The organism is Sphingobium limneticum, assembly GCF_008710165.1.
Classification (GTDB): Bacteria; Pseudomonadota; Alphaproteobacteria; order Sphingomonadales; family Sphingomonadaceae; genus Sphingobium; species Sphingobium limneticum.
On sequence record NZ_VYQA01000019.1, the window covers coordinates 22,923 to 37,694 of the forward strand.

Genomic DNA, 14,772 nt, shown 5'->3' on the forward strand with positions numbered 1-14,772 from the left:
GTCACATAGGCGCGGGAAACCGACCATGCTCGCGACCGGCAGGATCGGTCAGGCAACATGCCAGCAGCACCAGCGTTCAGCGGCCTGCCGTGGACTGAGCAGGCCGTGATTGCCGGCACACCATGTACGGAAGGAAGGATCGAGCGCGAGCCCCTGATCGGCGAGCCGGTCGATGACGTCCTGCATGAAGCGATCAACTGGAGCGATGGCGGCCCCGGCTCGAGCATGAGCGACCGCAGCCTGAAGCTGCGTTACCATTTTCTCGGCTTCATCGATCGAAATATCCTCGACGGCGCGCATGCCGCCGCGCGGTCCGCAGATGGCCAAAGTTATGATTGCTGTGCCGGACGGAATTCGGCCCAGAGCGTCGATATGGACATGTCGGGCCATGCCAATCTCCTATGATGTGAGGCGCGAGAATGTCAGAATAGGCTCAACTGTCGCGGCATCGATCGCTGCGATGCCCGTGGTTCGTGCGATGGCGAAACGGCGCCTTGTGATGGTGATGTCGCGGCGGTGACGGTGGTCGCGCGTTGGGCGGTCTCAGCCACGGGTTCGCGACGTTGACGAAGGGTGAGCCGAGCGGTCCATCCCCCCAATATATGCGCTGGGGTGAACCAATGGTCCTGTATCTCGCCCGACAAGGCGTTGCCGACCATGAGATGGGCTGGAATATGAAGCAGTGAGAGTTGAACATAGGCCATGTGGATCGCACGCGGATCAACATCGATCGCCGTCACATGAAGGTGCCGCTGATAGTTATGCCCGATATCGCGCATGGTCTGGGCAAGCGCGATCACCATAGGAAATGGCGCTCAGGAAGCCCTTAGCCATTCGTAGAGAAGATGATCGTCAGGACCATATTGCGAACCGATGGCGATCCGGATCAGCCGGCCGTCGCAGGCGAAGGCGGAGGCCCTGGGAAAGGACAGGTAGGAACGACCTTCGAGGATCAGGTCGCCCGAGCGCACTTCGGTGATGTCGCGGGTCGTTCCAAGAAGTCGATGACCAGACGGTGCGTCCAGAAGCTTCAGCCGATCACCGGCTTTTACACGCTTCTTGAATGCCGCTAATGACAGGACCGTATCGACGGGATTGCGGATACCCTGACGTTTTGCCAATGCCGCCCAATAGGCCTGGCCGATGCGCGCCTCGCTGTAGAAACTGCATGACCAGAAATCCTGCAACGGATTGGTCCGCGTGAACCCGAACCGTTCCATCTGATCGCGCACCTCGACGATGAAGGCATCCTGCGCTTCACGGCCGGTGAGGTCGTCCGGGGTATCGAGGATTTCCGCGATGACCTTGCGTCCGCCTGCAAATGTCTCGGTGCGGATCGCAAAGCTGGTGCCGGTAAAATGCTGGGCGAGTTGGCGATCGATCCGGGAGGCGAGCGATGGCAACGCTTCGCCGGCGCGGTAGAGATCGCCTTCATAATGGAAGTTGCCGCGTTCGTCATGGTCGGTCTGACTATACAGGCGCGCGGACGCGCCCGGCGCGTTAGCGTCAGTCATGATGTCATCCTTATGGGTCAATCAAATTCAGGGGGTGGGGTGCGTCAGGCCGACGGCACTTCCATTGAGGGAGGCACGCTGCGGTCTGCTTCAGTTCGGGCGAGAACCCAGTCGAGATAGCCAAGACGCGTATCGCCATTGGCGACCTCGGTCTGCCAATCAGCCGAGGGATAGTGTGGATAGTCGATCCATGGATCAGGCGGTTCCATCGGTGGCGTCACTGCAGATCGGACCAACCGGCGCGCCAGTTCTTCCTGGGTGCTGGCGAATTCGACATGATCGGCAAATATCGCGCACCATCCTCCACCAAAACTGTCGCGACGTGGGCGCGAACAGCCATAGCTCCAGTCGAACCCGACAGGCGCGGTCTGCAAGCTATCCTGGCAACAGCGTCGGATGAGTTCAGCAATCGGACCAGGCTGGAAGTCGGTCGTGCCATAAATGGCGACGATGCAATCGGCTGCGCCCGCAATCTCGATCTCGGCTCCGAAATCTGGGAAGTCCGAATCATCGAAGATTTCAAGCAAGCCGTTGAACGGATTGGCGAGATCGGTCGGGCATGAAGGCGGCGAGGAATTCAGCGCTCGGTTCCCCCGGCGCAAAATCACCCAACAGGTCGGACGCGTGCTGCCACACCTCCTCGATCAGCGCGCCTTCACCGGCCGTGCAGGTGAACGCGAAGGACGCTTGAACATAATGGTCAGCCATGGATCGGCTCCATCATTGCTCCATCAATCGGTTCTTCATCGATGAGCACCAGCGGCGGCGGGTTCTGGCGGGCAAGCTGGTAGTCAGTTTCGATTGCGGCGATGCCTCCCAATTCCCGAATGCGTTCGATCGAGAAGAGCTGCTGGTCATCTTCAGTCGTCAGATAGTGTCGCGGTTCGCCATGGCCCCAGTAAATGACGCGGACAGAGGGGAAGCTTCCGGCATATCCGCCTGACCATCGGACATAATGAAGGCCAAGACGTCGACAGCTTTCTTCGATTCTCCCGAAGCATCCATTGGCCACTTCATGATCCATCAAGGTGAGAGGGTCATTTACGGGAATATTGGCCGGATCAAAGGGCGTTCCGTCCCAATCGACAGCCGCATTGTCGTTGCCGATCGCCTGAACGAGAACGGGGTATTGCGAACGAGGAAGCACACCCCCTATCATGATATGCGCGGATACACGGTCGGCCATGACATGCCTTTCGTAGTTACTGGACTCCAGTCGGTCTCTCCATCCTCACCCCCTCCCCTTTGCCGGACCGTATGACCGTCACTCATTCCCGTCTTGCATGAGCTGTAGATTCCCGCTTAGCTAAAGCGCAGTTCCAGTCCGGCGATAACCGGCATCCTCCATTCGTTTCTCAACCAGGAGTCCTTTCGTGGCCGATACCGAGCAGCCTGATTTCACCGCAATGACGGTGCAGTTACTGAGCGCCTATTTCTCCAACAATCAGGTTCCGTCCGGCGACATCGCCAGCATCATCGAAGCGACCCGCGGCGCGCTCGAACGGAAGGCCGACGTGGAAGCGCCAGCGGCACCCGAGTATGTTCCTGCTGTATCGATCCGCAAGAGCCTTGGCTCACGCGAACACATCATCAGCATGCTCGATGGAAAGCCGTACAAGACCCTCAAGCGGCATCTGGCGGTCAATGGAATGACACCCGCCGAATATCGCGAGCGCTATAATCTTCCCAAGGATTATCCCATGGTCGCGCCTGCCTATTCGGAACAGCGGCGCACCGTCGCGCAAAAGCTCGGCCTTGGACGGCGGTTTGGCGCGAAAGCACAGGATGCGGTTCCGGTAGTGGAAGCATCACCCGTGGTAGAGGCGGCGCCAGTTGTCGAAGCGACACCGGTTGTCGAAGCCACACCGGCAGTTTCGACGGAAGCTAAGTCCAAGCGCGGCCGCGGCAAGGCGGCCGCTGCCAAACCAAGCGAACAGGCCGAAATCGTATCGTCCGAACCTAAGTCAGAACCTTCGACCGTGCCTGCAAAAGCGGAGACCGCGACAATAAAGCCTGCCAGGAAGAAGCTGGGCGTACAAACGACACCGCGAACTGCGAAGGCCCCAACAGCGGCCCTGAAAGAGCCGTTGGAACCCGCAGTAGCAGAGCCCACAAAGGCTAAACCTGCCAAGCCAGCCACCGGGAAAGAGACAGCTGGAAAGGCTGCGCCGCCAAAGGCTGCGGCATCCACGAAGCAGAAAGGCGCAGGGCGGCAGGTATCCGCTGTGAAACAGAAGAAAGCGCCTGTTCCGGCACCGACATCTACGGAATAATGGTCACCGACGAGATATGGGTTTATCCAACCCATATCTCGTCTGTCCGCTGACCTTACGAGCATCATCGGTAGCGCGATGTGGCGCATCGCGGCGAAGACTAGCTCCGCTCCGCCATAATCCTGGCAAGGATGTCGCCCGCACGGTCAGGAGGCAGGAAAATCCTGGTCTTGAAGGCGACGACCTCACTGAACGCTCCGCAAGCCTTCAACCAGGTCCGGTCTTGGGGTCGATAGTCTCGTATTTCGAGGCGAGCACTGTCGTTGACATGAACCCGGGCAAGTTTGGCCGGGCCAAGACCTGGGATCGATACTCCGCCCACCGAACGCGCACCATCGATGATTTCGTCGGGACCAAGAACTGTCGCGCCATCGAGGCCGAACTCCCTTTGGATCCGTTCCACGGCCGCTGGATGGATGATGCGCCCCAGGATTGAACCGCCCGCGCCATCGTCGATCCGCCAGACGCGCACGTCATCTTCCGGCAATTTATGCCATATGGGCAGCAGCAACCCGGTTGCCATGGTGATCGTTTCGACCATAAGATTTTCCGTCGCTTCAGCCACTTCCCCCTCCCAAAAGACCTGGAAAGCATCGGGTTCGATCTCGCTCCAATGGCTGGCTTTTAGGGCCGCTCTATCCATGCGGAGCTGACCCCTGGGACGAATGAGATAGCAGCGTTCGATCCATTTGCCATCGTCGTCCTGTCCCGGCCATGTCGGCATGCACAGTGCGACCCGGCCGGACCGGGTATTGCGGAGCCAGGCAATATTGTCCGTGTTCTTGCAGACAAGCTGCAACGCAGCCCAGTTGGTGATCGGAGGCCGCCGGTGCAGTTCGAGACGCAAAAGCCGTGTTTCGGCGCCGATTACAGGATCGGTGCGCAGCAGACTGTCGGAAAGCAGAACCACTTTCTCGGCGCGGATGGTTTCAATGCCCAGGTCAAGCGTGCCGGCAGCGCGCGCCGCTTCGACGCGGTCCTCGACCAACCCCAGAAACTCCTCGAATATGCTGTTCTGGGTCGCGATCCGCAGTGCCAATATGCGGTTGAGCCAGCGGTGAATGGACGGCAGACGTTCCAGAAGTTCCCCGCCCTCGTCGCAAAGCTCAAGGCCCGTCATCTCCTGGAAGTCAGCGAGCGAGACGCTGCGGAGTTTGCCCTCATAGAGGAGATGGAACCATTGAACGAGCGCATCGCGGGCATAGTCGGATTCCAGATTGTCGGAAGGATCGAACAGGTTTTGCGATCCGGTCTGGCGTTGCCCTCTGGTCAGTGCGCCCAATGCTTCCAGACCGCGGATGATGGTGCTGAGGAAGCGCCGCTCCCCCCGGCAATCGGTGGTGAGTGGGCGATAGACGGGCGGCGTCAGCTGGTTCGTCCGGTGGCTACGACCAAAGCCCTGCACCGCCGAGAGGATACGGAACCCAAGTTCCAGCAGAAAATGCGCGCGGCGCCTGTACGCGCTGGCACAGGTCCGATCGGAATGCATGGATCGTCCGGTACTCCCGGCCAGGGAAAAGGCGGCGATGGGCTTGCGGCCATCCTGAAACGCCTGAACCTCGAACAGATTGGCCCGAGCGCTGCGCCTCTCGACCTTTTGTCGCCCGGTGATGTCGGGCACGATACGCCGCGAGCGCCCCGTAATCTCGGCGACCTGGTCGGTTCCGAAATGCGCGATAAGTGCATCGAGCGCGGTCGGAATCGCGGGCAGTGCGCACAGCTCCTCGATCAATTCGTCGCGTGCGGCTATCGCCTGCCGACAAAGCACCGGATTGCCTTGCGCATCGGTCATTGGTTCGGCGCGCATCGCGCCATCGTCGGCACGAAAGACCCGCATCTGGCGCACAGGAAAGCCATTCTTCATATAGTCGATCAAGGTTTCCTTTGGAGAAACCTCAACGTCCATCGTCGCCCGTTCCTGGGCGGAGAGTTCGGATAGACGCCGATCCATGATGGCCTCGCCCGTGCTGGCGAGTTGCACCAGCACTACATTGTCCGACGCCAGCTCCTGCTCGATCGCGTTGATGAGCGAGGGCATTTTCATGCTGACCAGGAGACTGGAAAAGAAGCGCAATTTCGCGGATTCAAAGGCGCTGAGGGCTGATCCCCGCGCCCGGGCGTTCTGGGTCTTGCCCGACATTCTATCGACTATGCCGATCTCGGCCAGCACATCGCGCAATCCGCGATGAATAATGCTCCAGCTATCGGCATAAGCATCGTAGATCGAAATCTGATCTGGCGTCAGCGCATGTTCCAACGGCTCATATTCGACGCCCGCAAAGCTCAACGCCCGGGCGGTGTAGAGACCCATCGCTTTGAGATCGCGGCAAACGACCTCAAGGGCTGCGATCCCCCCCTCTTCCATCGCCTTCATGAACATGTCGCGCGTGGCAAAGGCAGTGCCCGGTCCCCAGAGCCCCAGGCGAACAGCATAGGAGAGATTTTCCGGCCTGGCCGCGCCGGTCGCGGACATGTAGAGAATGCGAGCGCGCGGAAGCGCATTTTGCAATCGAACGCCGGCAAGCCCCTGTTCCGAGCCTTGCGCTTTGCCAAAATCCGTCTCAGTCCCGCCTGCGTGCGCCATCGCATGAGACTCGTCGAAGACGATCATGCCGACGAAATCCTCGCCAGTCCAGTCCAGTAGTTGTTGCAGGCGGGAGGCTGTATCGTGGCGCGCGGAGCGCAAGGCGGCGTAAGTGAGGAAGATAATGCCGCTTTCCATCGTGATCGACGTACCCAGGGGAAAGTTTGAAATCGGCTGAATATCGATGGCAAGCCCGCCCAGCGCCGTCCAGTCGCGGCGGGCGTCCTCGATGAGGTCGGCCATGGAAATCCAGATCGCGCGGCGATTGGCCCGGTTCCATTGATCAAGGATGATGCCCGCCGCCTCGCGACCCTTGCCCACACCAGTACCGTCAGCGATGAAAAAGCCGGTCCGATAGGCTTTGCCTTCCCTGTCCTCGATCAGGCGATCGCCGGCGAGGTTAGATGAAAAGCGGCCGACAAGATCGCGCGCATGCGCTTCACCGGCATAAATGACGGTTTCAAGCTGCGCCTCTGACAGCGCCTTGGCCGCGCGGTCCTGGAGCAGGGGTTGATAGCGCGGCACCGGCAGGGACACCGAGGCCATGGCAATGGATTCGACAAGAACATCGGGATGCCTGGAGGCAGCATCGATGGAGATCCGTGCGGGCCGCCAGGCAGAATAGATGCCCACGGTCTCGCCGGGAGCAAGCGGCTCCTCCCGAACCACATATGTGATTGGCCGTGCGTCCTTTGCCACCGCTGCAACGCGCGACGGCGGCGCAAGCCTTTGCCCGCTCATATGCCCAAAGAGGCTTCCTCGCGCGACATTAGTGGCTGGTCGGGAAGGCAAAAGACCAACGGCTGGCGGAGGAAGGAGAGGTGGAGGCTGCAGGGGATCGAGCCGATCAGGGATGGCGAGGACAAGGTCCAGTGCTGCCTCGATGTTGCAGGCGACGTGACGCTTTGGCACGCCGATCCATCCCTTGTCGAAGATCAGCAGACGCACATCGATCCCCGTTCCATGTTTGGCATAGGGGCTACCCGATATGGCGATTTCGATGCGGGGCGGCACAAGCTCCGCGACTACATTGTAGCCAAGCGCGGCCGAACCTTCTGGCGAGAAGCTTGTCGGCATGATGGCGACGCATCGCCCACCTTGTGCGAGAGATGCAAGCGCGCCGCGCAGGTGGCGCGCGCCGGCATGGCGATCGATCCCGCGGCCAACGCTCCGACTGAAGGGAGGATTGATCAGCACCAGCGTGGGAATCTGCTCGGTGGTCAGCATATCTTGAATATGTTCGGCATCATGGCACGTCACGATCTCGCCCAAGCTTCGCGACAGCAGGTCGGCGCGGGCGGGATCATGCTCGTTAAGCAGCAACCGCGAGCCTGCGCGTGCGCCATGGACTGCCAGCAGGCCGGTGCCGGCCGAGGGTTCGAGCAGGATATCGTCCGAGCGACAGCGTGCCCCCATGGCTGCGAGCCAGGCGAGGCTGAGGGGCGTGCTGAACTGCTGGAGCTCGACCTGCTTTTCCGAGCGGTAGGTCTGCGTTGGCAATCCGCGCTCAAATTGCCGCAGTCGTTTGAAGATGTCGGCAGGTGTTCCTGCCAGAAGCGCGCATTGCGGATCGGCGAGGTGCAGGATCTGCGCGGTTTCCAGCGCATCATATGCATCGCGCATCGACCATGCACCGCCGGCATCATCTTCGCCGAACGCCTGGGTCATCATGCGCTTGAGGGACTGGCGATTGACCATGCCGCCATTGCGCAGGCGGTGGGCGAGGGACTGGGCAACCTCGAACAGGCGTTCGGGCGCGTCGTGGGTTTGCGACAAAGCGAGTTGGGGCAAGGTCATGGGCACCTCATGCGAGAATAGGACAATCCGGCTCTCCCCTTCCCGCTCTTCTTCATTCCGGCCCCTGACTGTGCAGGAAGGATAGATCAGACCCGGTGACGGGGGATCGGCTCGAGGCTATGGAAGAGCATGGCTATTCCACTCGACTATCTCGGCGAACTCGATCGGCTGCTGCTTGATCAAGGCGAGGATTGCATGCTGCTGTCGCAGCTGGACGGTTTCCTCACAGGGATACTTGTCAGTCCCGACCTGCTTGCACCAAGCCAATGGCTGAAGATGATCTGGGTCGGCGAAGACGGCACGGGCATGCTCCAGTTTAGTGAAATGGGCGGTTTCCAGCATTTCACAGACCTCATCATGCACCATTATCATGTCATCTTGGCCTGCCTGGGTCAGCCGGGCAGCTTCGAACCGGTGCTGGAGATCGACACACGGTCGGACGAAACATTGTGGGAGATGTGGATCGAGGGTTTCGGACAGGCGATGGATCTTGCCCCTTCGGGCTGGCAGCGTGTCCTCAATGACGATGATCCCGGTTGCCGCGCCGCGATCGAGGGTATCCGCGAGCTTCGTGCGTTTGCCGATGGGACGAAAAAGCTGACTCTCACTGCGGAAGACCAGTGGGATCGGGAAGCACCTGACCTGATCCCGATTTGGGTCGAGATGCTGCACCAATGGCGGATTGAAAATGACCCCTACCGACCGGTCACCATCAAGCGCGAAAAGACGGGGCGTAACGAACCATGTCCCTGCGGGTCGGGCGCCAAATACAAGAAGTGCTGCGGTTTGAACTAAATGATCGCGGACAACTGCGGGCGCGGCATGACCGTCAGCTGGGTCTTCCTCTGCGCGCTTCCAAACCCGTCAACCCGATGAAGTTAAACGGCGATCGACATCCGCCCGGCTGAAATCGTCTCCGACAAAAGCAGCAGACACGTTCGCTTTTTCACATGCCGACCGCAATCATCCGGGCATGCCCTCATCGCCATAAAGAAAGTCCTGGGAATTTGCCGCATCGGGGCCAGTTGTCGTCTTGGCTGTGGAAGCCAAGCGCACCTCATCCAGCAAAACGCGGCGGCTGGCCCTGTCAGCAGGCATATTGACCGGAACAAGACGGACAGCAGCGTGCCCCTCACGGGTCAGGATGATTTCTTCCCCTGCTTCCGAGCGGCGAACAAGGTCGATGAGTTGGCCTGCCGCATCAAATATGGAAATATGCATAGACCATTATTCCTGGCGTTTGAGAACAGCGGCTCATTTTAGACGGTTGTACAGTTCCATCCAAGGCCGAAGCCGGGGGCGGGGACGACGCCCTGCCCCCGGCTGTGTTAGGCGGCTTGCGCGAAGCTTTGGTCGCCTTCGTTGCCACCTTCCTTGTTCACCATGTCCGCCAGGTCGTGCTCGCCATTGTCGGGCGAGGTCGGCTCTTCGCCGGTTTCCAGGGCAGCGAACCGCATTTCGTCGGGTAGCCAGACGAGCGCCCGTTCCTGGATTTCGGGCTCGATGATGACCTCGCCACCAAAGAGCCGCTCGGCCGACGCGGCCAGATCGTGCTTCTTCGACCCGGAATAGCGTACCCGCAACTCCAGTCCGCCAATCTCTTCGAACAAGGCAAGGATGCCAGGCTTGGTCAGCTTGTCGAAATAGGTGAGCGCCGTCGGCCGCCACCAGGCCGCGACATCGATCCCGAGCTTGCGCCCCAGATGATCGAGAAAGCCTGCCTCGCGTCGTCCGGCAGGAACGGCATGAAGCGTGCGCGCGATCGCCCATCCGAGCCAGGCCGCACGTGCATCATCGGGCAGCGCACAGAAGGCATCATAACGATCTGGAACGGCCTGGTGGTGGAGCCAGCTCCGATCGAGCGCCCCGTCAAGCTTCGTCCAGGCACCCGCCGCCGCTGTTTCCGGCTTGAAGTCGGGCAAGAGACGGGAAGGCACCGAGGCCCGCAGATCGCTCGGCATGTCGAAGGACGCCAGGCGGGATTCACGATCAACCATGATGAAGGTGCCCAGATCTAACGCGAATGCGGGATCACTGGCGACGTGGACCGCAAGAAGCTCAGTCTTCATCATCGCCAGCATTTCGCGAAGGCGCTGGCTCATCACCGGGCGAGCGTCATCGGCGGTATTGTTCTCCTGCGTTTCAACGCTGGCATTATCGTCGCCCTCTTCGCCGTCATCATCGGCCTCGCCGCTCTCTTCATCAGACACCGGCGCGACATAGAGTTGATGATGGATTTGCGGCGTGCCGTCTTGGCCGAGCACCACATAGCCCAGAGCGTTCGCTTTCTGCTCAGGATCGATCACAACCTCGCGCTCAATGATTGCCGTGAGTTCCGCCTGGAGGGCAGCATAGCGCTGTTCCTCATCCTCTTCCGGCTCATAGGCCTCGTTTTCGGCAAGCAGTTCGATCTCGGCAATCTCCTCCTCAATCTCCCGTTTACGCGCTTCCTGCTCCTGCGTGAGCGGTTCGGCGACGCCGGTCAGCGGTTGCAGCGCATAAGTTTCCATATAGGGGATTCGCGCGCCGGTGACGATGCGCACTTCCCCCAGGCCTTCGCGCTCACGCAGTGCCTCGGCCTGCGCGGCGAGTTTCGTCTCCGCCAGATCATCGAGAATATGGGTGTCGATCCAGCGCTCGTCGGCTGCAGTGGAGAACAGGTCCGCGTCCTCGACACGGCCACCTGCCGCGATATAGGAATCCCGCCCGACCAGCAGGGCCTTGGGATCGGTTGCGCGATAGCTGTAGCCATTGAGCGCCCGCCGGATTTCATTCACATTGTCGCGGGAATAGCTGTTGCGTAAAGACTCCCAGATCGCCGTCTGACGGGCGGTGTCGGCGGTCGTCGCATATGCCTTGGCTACATCGAGCGTGATCTCGTCAGCCTCGAGCGCATCGAAGATCGGCTGAGCGAGGTTCGCGAGACGCAGGCGCCCGACGACAAAGCGTTCCTCGATGCCGAAGCGCTTGGCGATATCCGCCGTGCTGCGGCCCTCGACCTCGATCAGATCGCGAAATGCGAGGCAATCTTCGGCAGGCGACATCTGTAGCCGGTCGTAATTTTCAGCAAGGCTGATTTCGCGGCCGTCCTTCGCTTTGGCAAGAACAAAGACAGGGACCTCATAGTCGGCAGGCAGCGTTCCCTTCTCGATCAGCCGATGGATTGCATCGAGGCGTCGACCACCGGCCGTGATGCGATAATGACCTTTCTTACGGGAGACCGGCACGCCAACGAGATTCTGGATGAGGCCATGTCCGGAGATGCTGGCTTCGAGTTCAGCGTCAGCGCGCGGATCGGTCCGCTTGCGCACATTGACGGGCGACTTAGTGAGATGGGTTGCCGGGACGAGGATGGATGGCTTGGTCATGCAACAAACTCCGCAAAAGCCGCGGTTCGCACATCGAACCGCGCATTCGCTTCCCTCCCCCTCTCCTTTCGTTTGCACCGGTTTGGGGCGTGACGGCACGGTGCCGTGCCGCTAGACACGGCAGCTGCATAATTTCAGGAGGACGTTTTATGAACAATTCCGAGCTGGCTGAAGCGCTCAGCGCCGATCATGGACTGACCAAGGGTGACGCACGCAAACTCGTCGACGCCCTGTTTGGGGTCATCGCCGACGCGGCGGCCAAAGGCGACGAGATTTCGCTGAACGGCTTCGGCAAGTTCAAGGTGAAGGACGTTGCAGCGCGCGAGGGCCGCAATCCGGCCACCGGCGAAACCATCGCCATCAAGGCGTCGAAGAAGCTGACGTTCACGCCCGCAAAGGCGATCAAGGACCGTCTCAACGGCTGACCTATATCGCTGCTCTGCTGCCAACAGGTGCAGGGCAGCGGAGCCTGTTATCAGGCAGCGCGTGACTGCCCGTCCAGCACATCCGCCCAATCATTATTGGGCGGCGGCGGCCACGCGCTGATGATCTCAAGGCCAGGACGCTCATAGGCAAGGCGCGCACTTTTGTTCGCTTTCCATCCAGCCTCATCCCGGTCGAACAGCAGAACGAGGCGTTCGAGACTGTTGGGTAGCAGGATATGTCCGGCCCGTTCTGTCCCGAGGATCGCCCATACCGGGATCTTGTGCAGTTGCATCGCCGCCAGCGCGGTCTCGATGCCTTCGGCGAGGCCGAGCACCGAAGCGGGAGGCATGAGTTGTACCGCGCCGCGCCCCGGACGTCCGAGCATCATGCGGGGATCGGCAAGATCCTTTGCTTTGGTGGCGGTTGCGGGATCAAGGAAGGTGCGGTGAATGGCGACGAGCCGTCGTCTCTCCCGCACGGCGGCAATCATGGCGGGCCGGAACAGCGCGCGGCTGCCTCGTCCCAGCGGCGTGCGTAGATTATAGCGCAGATCATGCCAGGGCGGGGTGAGCAGGCGCCCAGACAGGTAGCTTTGCGCAGGCGTGTCCACGAGGGATGCGGATGCGTTCCATATGCGTAGGGCTGGCGCTGAACCCGCGCGAGGCGAGGGCACGTTGCGCGACAAATCGGAAATGTGCCGGTCCGCAAAAGGCAGGCGTAAATGCCGGATTGCTCGCAGGACGTCTCTCCTGTCGCAACCGGCAAAACATTTGAAGAGCAATGCGCGCTCGCCAACGCGGATCGACAGGCTGGGATTATGGTCATCATGGGCCGGACACAGGCATAGGCCTCGATCTTTCTGCCATGTTCCGCCTAGCTTTCGGCAAAGGGCTTCGCCTTCAAATTCAAGTTCAAGATATTTCATCGTTGTCAGCCGCCCTGGCGAATTATCTTTCATGTCTCGTCGAGGGCCTGCGAAAGTATCAAAAGCGCCGACGCCAGTTCGCGCTGGACCTCAGCAACTTCGAGACTCAGCCTGCGGGCTATCGCCGGGTAGGCAGAACCCTCGACGCAATGGGCAAGGAAAACGGCGCGCGTTTGCTGCGGCAAATCCGCAATCGCGTTGCGCAACTTCATCATTCGCATGGCACCGCAGGACGCGAAGGCTTGCTGCTCCACCCATATCCATCCACTGACCCACACGCCTTCAGGCGTCTCCTCGATATAGGCCTCGTCTTCGTCGACGCGCAGGACCGGCGCGCCTTCCAGTCTGGTCATGGCGACTGCGACTGCTGGATGCGCCCCCACGTCCAATAGCGCTGCAATGGCATCGAGACGCCGCAGCAGATGCGTGCGGCGCCGACGGCGTGACGGCGGCCAGCCTCCGGTCACAAGATATGTTTTGATGTCTTGCAGCAGAGCACGGACTTCTAAATATTGCATGGCAACCGGATCCCTCTGGGTTCTTCCGCTCGCCTTGCCCCCTCCCTCCTTCGCGAGGCTCGCTCGCTGCAGGGCAGCGCAGGGTCGACGGTCTTGTGTCCAGAGACCATGGGAAGGGTTCGTGAAGCGCCAAGCCTATCTCCAGCTATGATCCTCTGGCGTCGCTGTCGTAGCGTGACCGGTTCGGATTGCTTGCAAAACAATCTGTTAAACCGGATGCAGAACGATTATGTGTTCGAAAGGTTTTTGTTTGAAACAGAATGGCTGCAACCGGATACTGACGGCAAAATAAACGCGAATGATATGGTTGGAGAGGACGCCGCTTCCGGTTGCCATGAACTGGCGAAGGGACACGCCCTTGAACGAGGAAGACTATTCGGACCGGCTTGAACGGCTCAGCACGCGCAAGGGCGACTGCCTGCGAGAAGCCGCCAAAGGCTTATCCTCCAAAGAAATCGCGCGGGTTCTGAACTTGTCCCCTCATACGGTGGACAATCATATTCTGGAAACCCGGCAGATACTTGGGAACGTGTCCCGATGGAAAGCAGCCCAGCTTTTCGTGGACTGGGAGGCTGGCAAGGGGGGGCAGATTATACCCCCCTATCCGATGACTATTCCGGGCGGCGCCAATTGCGAGTCAAATGCGTCCATCGAAACCAAGGCGGACGCACAGCCGACACACGAGGAATTCAAGGATCTGTTCGCAGAAGGACAACGCCCATATGGCGTTCGCAAACAGCCCTCCTCCTTGCTCGACATTGTGCCGCTCCGCGTAGCCGGGAGGCAACGCAATGACCTGAATGGACCCTCCACCCTGATCGCCTTCGCGATCCTCACTCCCATGATGCTCTTTGCCGTAGGGGCCGGAATATCCCTCCTGTTGGTACTCAACGACCTCGTGGCAAAATAGAGCGGCAATTCCTCAAATCCATCACCATAGCCTGCCCGGATGGGCGGGAAGGAGAAACCATGCGTGCTCAACGCCAATCCGTCGCCAAACATGTTGCCGAGCGTTTGTTCGCTGCCGAAGAGGCCATCGACATCGCAGCTGCGCGTATCGCCGAACTCAACGCGGCGTTGCCGCTTGCGCGGCTGGATGCCCGCCTCTCGGCCATGATCGGCCAGGACGCCATCCAAAGCTCCGCCTCGGCCATGCTGCTTGTTGCAGAAACGCGCGAGAAGATCGTCACCACCCACGCCAATCTCAAACATGCCAGTGACGCAATGGGATTACCGGAGACCAGCTATGGCGACCTTCTCAAGGTGGCAAGGGCTGGGTCGCCCGCCCAGGGACAGCATCTCCGAGCGGTGTGATGCTTTCGTCGAGAGAGTTTGACGGATCGGGACATTTGTCGTTCCTCTACGTC

Annotated in this window: 17 protein-coding genes; 6 read left to right on the forward strand and 11 right to left on the reverse strand. The window is 60.2% G+C overall.

What is annotated here, in order from left to right; genetic code table 11:
* Positions 1-48: 48 nt before the first annotated feature.
* From F4U95_RS20020 to F4U95_RS20040, 6 genes are all read right to left on the reverse strand, one after another.
* Complete coding sequence (locus tag F4U95_RS20020) at positions 49-300, reverse strand: hypothetical protein (RefSeq protein WP_170271971.1); 252 nt, start codon at positions 298-300, stop codon at positions 49-51.
* A gap of 122 nt (positions 301-422) precedes the next feature.
* Positions 423-803 (reverse strand): hypothetical protein, encoded by a 381-nt coding sequence (locus F4U95_RS25165; protein ID WP_232016555.1) that lies wholly within the window; start codon positions 801-803, stop codon positions 423-425.
* Between the two features lie 12 nt (positions 804-815).
* The gene (locus tag F4U95_RS20030; protein WP_120253497.1) at positions 816-1,514 is read right to left on the reverse strand and encodes a hypothetical protein; all 699 of its coding nucleotides are present in this window, start codon (positions 1,512-1,514) and stop codon (positions 816-818) included.
* Positions 1,515-1,558: 44 nt separating this feature from the next.
* On the reverse strand, positions 1,559-2,041 hold the full coding sequence (locus F4U95_RS20035) for a hypothetical protein (RefSeq protein WP_246171662.1): 483 nt from the start codon (positions 2,039-2,041) through the stop codon (positions 1,559-1,561).
* Entirely contained in the window at positions 2,034-2,222 is a 189-nt protein-coding gene (locus F4U95_RS25170; RefSeq protein ID WP_232016551.1) for a hypothetical protein, read from the reverse strand. The genes F4U95_RS20035 and F4U95_RS25170 overlap by 8 nt, the downstream gene beginning before the upstream one ends.
* On the reverse strand, positions 2,215-2,700 hold the full coding sequence (locus F4U95_RS20040; RefSeq protein ID WP_120252735.1) for a hypothetical protein: 486 nt from the start codon (positions 2,698-2,700) through the stop codon (positions 2,215-2,217). Before F4U95_RS20040 ends, F4U95_RS25170 begins: the two co-directional genes overlap by 8 nt.
* Positions 2,701-2,887: 187 nt before the next feature.
* Between F4U95_RS20040 and F4U95_RS20045 the strand changes: the two genes are divergently transcribed.
* On the forward strand, positions 2,888-3,787 hold the full coding sequence (locus F4U95_RS20045) for a Ros/MucR family transcriptional regulator (RefSeq protein WP_120252734.1): 900 nt from the start codon (positions 2,888-2,890) through the stop codon (positions 3,785-3,787).
* Positions 3,788-3,887: 100 nt separating this feature from the next.
* On the opposite strand, the gene F4U95_RS20050 is transcribed toward F4U95_RS20045, so the two are convergent.
* The gene (locus F4U95_RS20050; RefSeq protein WP_120252733.1) at positions 3,888-8,168 is read right to left on the reverse strand and encodes a strawberry notch-like NTP hydrolase domain-containing protein; all 4,281 of its coding nucleotides are present in this window, start codon (positions 8,166-8,168) and stop codon (positions 3,888-3,890) included.
* Between the two features lie 129 nt (positions 8,169-8,297).
* Here F4U95_RS20050 and F4U95_RS20055 point away from each other — a divergent pair, with 129 nt between their 5' ends.
* Positions 8,298-8,963 (forward strand): UPF0149 family protein, encoded by a 666-nt coding sequence (locus tag F4U95_RS20055; RefSeq protein ID WP_120252732.1) that lies wholly within the window; start codon positions 8,298-8,300, stop codon positions 8,961-8,963.
* A gap of 168 nt (positions 8,964-9,131) precedes the next feature.
* Here F4U95_RS20055 and F4U95_RS20060 read toward each other — a convergent pair whose 3' ends face one another.
* A complete protein-coding gene (locus F4U95_RS20060; RefSeq protein WP_120252731.1) occupies positions 9,132-9,389 on the reverse strand; it encodes a type II toxin-antitoxin system Phd/YefM family antitoxin in 258 nt (85 codons plus the stop codon).
* Positions 9,390-9,496: 107 nt separating this feature from the next.
* Positions 9,497-11,536, reverse strand: coding sequence for a ParB/RepB/Spo0J family partition protein (locus F4U95_RS20065; RefSeq protein WP_120252730.1), 2,040 nt, complete (start codon positions 11,534-11,536; stop codon positions 9,497-9,499).
* 149 nt (positions 11,537-11,685) lie between these two features.
* On the opposite strand from F4U95_RS20065, the gene F4U95_RS20070 reads away from it, so the two are divergent.
* Positions 11,686-11,961: an HU family DNA-binding protein gene (locus F4U95_RS20070; protein ID WP_120252729.1), complete on the forward strand. Its 276-nt coding sequence runs from the start codon at positions 11,686-11,688 to the stop codon at positions 11,959-11,961.
* 50 nt (positions 11,962-12,011) lie between these two features.
* Here the strand turns inward: F4U95_RS20070 and F4U95_RS25550 are convergent, their stop codons facing one another.
* Together F4U95_RS25550 and F4U95_RS20080 are read right to left on the reverse strand one after the other, a co-directional pair.
* Positions 12,012-12,920, reverse strand: coding sequence for a DUF7146 domain-containing protein (locus F4U95_RS25550; RefSeq protein WP_120252728.1), 909 nt, complete (start codon positions 12,918-12,920; stop codon positions 12,012-12,014).
* Positions 12,917-13,405: a sigma factor-like helix-turn-helix DNA-binding protein gene (locus F4U95_RS20080; RefSeq protein ID WP_120252727.1), complete on the reverse strand. Its 489-nt coding sequence runs from the start codon at positions 13,403-13,405 to the stop codon at positions 12,917-12,919. Before F4U95_RS20080 ends, F4U95_RS25550 begins: the two co-directional genes overlap by 4 nt.
* A 216-nt stretch (positions 13,406-13,621) precedes the next feature.
* On the opposite strand from F4U95_RS20080, the gene F4U95_RS24950 reads away from it, so the two are divergent.
* From F4U95_RS24950 to F4U95_RS20090, 3 genes are read left to right on the forward strand one after another with little or no spacing between them, the layout of a single operon-like run.
* Positions 13,622-13,795 (forward strand): hypothetical protein, encoded by a 174-nt coding sequence (locus F4U95_RS24950; protein WP_211364661.1) that lies wholly within the window; start codon positions 13,622-13,624, stop codon positions 13,793-13,795.
* A complete protein-coding gene (locus F4U95_RS20085; RefSeq protein WP_161600417.1) occupies positions 13,764-14,315 on the forward strand; it encodes a helix-turn-helix domain-containing protein in 552 nt (183 codons plus the stop codon). The genes F4U95_RS24950 and F4U95_RS20085 overlap by 32 nt, the downstream gene beginning before the upstream one ends.
* A gap of 59 nt (positions 14,316-14,374) precedes the next feature.
* A complete protein-coding gene (locus F4U95_RS20090) occupies positions 14,375-14,719 on the forward strand; it encodes a hypothetical protein (RefSeq protein ID WP_019052721.1) in 345 nt (114 codons plus the stop codon).
* Positions 14,720-14,772 lie beyond the last annotated feature (53 nt).